The organism is Promicromonospora kroppenstedtii DSM 19349 (assembly GCF_000515355.1).
Lineage (GTDB): Bacteria > Actinomycetota > Actinomycetes > Actinomycetales > Cellulomonadaceae > Promicromonospora > Promicromonospora kroppenstedtii.
Map to the genome: position 1 here is coordinate 13,848 of NZ_KI911701.1, position 2,361 is coordinate 16,208.

The 2,361-nt window shown below is 73.3% G+C and carries 3 protein-coding genes; 1 reads left to right on the plus strand and 2 read right to left on the minus strand.

Features of this window, described 5'->3' with window-relative positions; all coding sequences use genetic code 11:
• Together PROKR_RS18400 and PROKR_RS18405 are read right to left on the minus strand one after the other, a co-directional pair.
• A partial coding sequence (locus PROKR_RS18400; RefSeq protein ID WP_036965542.1) for a FadR/GntR family transcriptional regulator occupies positions 1-324 on the minus strand: 324 nt, incomplete at its 3' end.
• An 87-nt stretch (positions 325-411) separates the two neighbouring features.
• Positions 412-1,545 carry an L-talarate/galactarate dehydratase gene (locus PROKR_RS18405; protein ID WP_036965523.1) on the minus strand — a complete coding sequence of 378 codons (1,134 nt, stop codon included), beginning with the start codon at positions 1,543-1,545 and terminating at the stop codon, positions 412-414.
• 94 nt (positions 1,546-1,639) lie between these two features.
• Here PROKR_RS18405 and PROKR_RS35375 point away from each other — a divergent pair.
• Positions 1,640-2,361, plus strand: a 722-nt coding sequence (locus PROKR_RS35375; protein ID WP_036965524.1) for an NAD-dependent epimerase/dehydratase family protein, incomplete at its 3' end; no start/stop codon positions are given.

The window sequence follows — 2,361 nt, forward strand, 5'->3', positions numbered from 1 at the left end:
GGCGGCGGCCAGCGCGGCGGCCTCGGTCTCCAGCGCGATGCGGTACTCCACGAGCGCGAGCCGGTCGGCCAGGGACCGGGCGACGGGCGCGCCGTCGTCGTCCTCGGTGGGCGGGGTCAGGGCGTAGCTGCCGCTGCCGCGCCGGGTGTGGACCAGGCCCTCCAGGTTGAGGCGCGCGATGGCCTCCCGGACCACGGTGCGGCTGACCTGGTGCTCGACGGCGAGACGCGGCTCGCTCGGCAGCTTCTCACCGGGGGCGATGTCGCCGTTGACGATGCGCGCGCGCAGCGTCTCCACGAGGGTGCCGCTCAGGGTCTGGGCCATGGCCTCATGCTCCCATCTCACCCGACGTGTCAGGCGGACAGGTCACCCGAAGGTCCTGTCCGTCCGACACGTCGGGGGTGCGGTCGGTCAGGCCGGGCCGAAGGTGGCGCTGTCCGTGGTCCATGCGCGGGCCTGCTCGCTGAACGTGACGCCCAGGCCGGGGCGGTCCGGCACGAGCATGCGGCCGTCCTTCGTCTCGAGCCGCTCGTCGAACAGCGGGTCGAGCCAGTCGAAGTGCTCCACCCACGGCTCGCGCGGGTACGTGGCCGCCAGGTGCAGGTGGATCTCCATCGCGAAGTGCGGTGCGAGGTCCAGGCCGGCCTGGTCGGCGAGCGTGAGGAGGCGCAGGAACTGCGTGATGCCGCCGACGCGCGGGGCGTCCGGCTGGATGATGTCGCACGCGCGGGTCGCGATGAGCCGCTCGTGCTCGGCGACCGAGGCCAGCATCTCGCCGGTGGCGATCGGGGTGTCCAGGGCGGCGGCGAGCGCGGCGTGCCCCTCGGCGTCGTAGGCGTCCAGCGGCTCCTCGATCCACACGAGGTCGAAATCCTCCAGCCGCCGGCCCATGCGCAGGGCGGTGGTGCGGTCCCACTGCTGGTTGGCGTCGACCATGAGCGGCACGTCGGCGCCGATGTGCTCGCGGACGGCGGCGACGCGCTCCAGGTCGCGCCGGTTGTCCGGCAGGCCGACCTTGATCTTGATGCCGCCGATGCCCTCGGCGATCGACCGGCTCGCGCGCTCCTTGACCTCCTCGATGCTCGCGTTCAGGAACCCTCCCGAGGTGTTGTACGTGCGCACCGAGTCGCGGTGCGCCCCGAGCAGCTTGGCCAGCGGCAGGCCCGCGCGCTTGGCCTTGAGGTCGTAGAGGGCGATGTCGATCGCGGCCAGGGCCTGGGTCGCGACGCCGGAGCGGCCGACCGACGCGCCCGCCCACAGCAGCTTCGTGTACAGCTTGGCGATGTCGTTGGGGTCCTCGCCGACCGCGGCCTGGGCCACCTCCTTGGCGTGGGCGTACTGCGCGGGGCCGCCGCCGCGCTTGGAGTAGGAGAAGCCGAGGCCCTCGAACCCCTGCTCGGTGGTGATCTCCGCGAGCAGGAAGACGACCTCGGTCATCGGCTTCTGCCGGCCGGTGAAGACCTTGGCGTCGGAGATCGCGGTGGCCAGCGGCAGCGTGACAGTCGAGAGATGCACGGTCCGGATGGCGTCGGGCTGGTACGTCATGGCGCTCCTTTGCGGCGGGATGTTCGTCAGCGATCATACAAGTTAGAAAGCTGTATGACTACATCCCGCCGGGCGCGGATGGCACGCTGAGCGCATGGCAACCCACCTCGTCGTCGGCGCCGGGCCCGTCGGCGCCGCGCTCGCCCTCCGCCTCGCCCGGGCCGGACGCACCGTGGCGGTGGTGACCCGATCGGGTCGCGGCCCTGAGCACCCCCGGGTCGAGCGGATCACCCTGGACGCCACGGACGCGACGGCGCTCGCGGACGCCGCGCGGGGCGCCGGCGTGCTCTACAACTGCGCGAACCCCGGCTCCTACCAGGCGTGGGAGCGCGGCTGGCCACCACTGGCCGCGGCGGCACTGCACGCCGCCGAGACCTCCGGGGCGGTGCTCGTGACGCTGAGCAACCTCTACGGGTACGGGCCGGTCAGCGGCGCCATGACCCGGGACCTGCCGCTGGCGGCGTCCGACCACAAGGGTCGGCTCCGGGCGAGGTTGTGGCAGGACGCGCTCGCCGCTCATCACGCCGGCCGGGTGCGGGTCACCGAGGCGCGTGCGTCGGACTACATCGGGCCGACAGTGCCGGCGTCGCACGGACTGCTGCCCATGTACGCGGCCTCGACGCTCGCCGGGAAGACCGCCTCCGTCATGGCCGACCCGGACCAGCCGCACACCTGGACCGCCGTCGACGACGTCGCGGCGACCCTCGTGGCGCTCGGCGCCGACGACCGGGCCTGGGGATCACCGTGGATCGTGCCGGCCAACCCGCCGGTGACCGTCCGCGAGGTGCTGCGGCAGCTCGGCGCGCGGGCCGGGAC

What these genes read in the sequence shown, in the direction of transcription:
- PROKR_RS18405 (WP_036965523.1), bottom strand. Translation starts at nt 1,545, where the DNA reads ATGACGTACCAGCCCGACGCCATCCGGACCGTGCATCTCTCGACTGTC.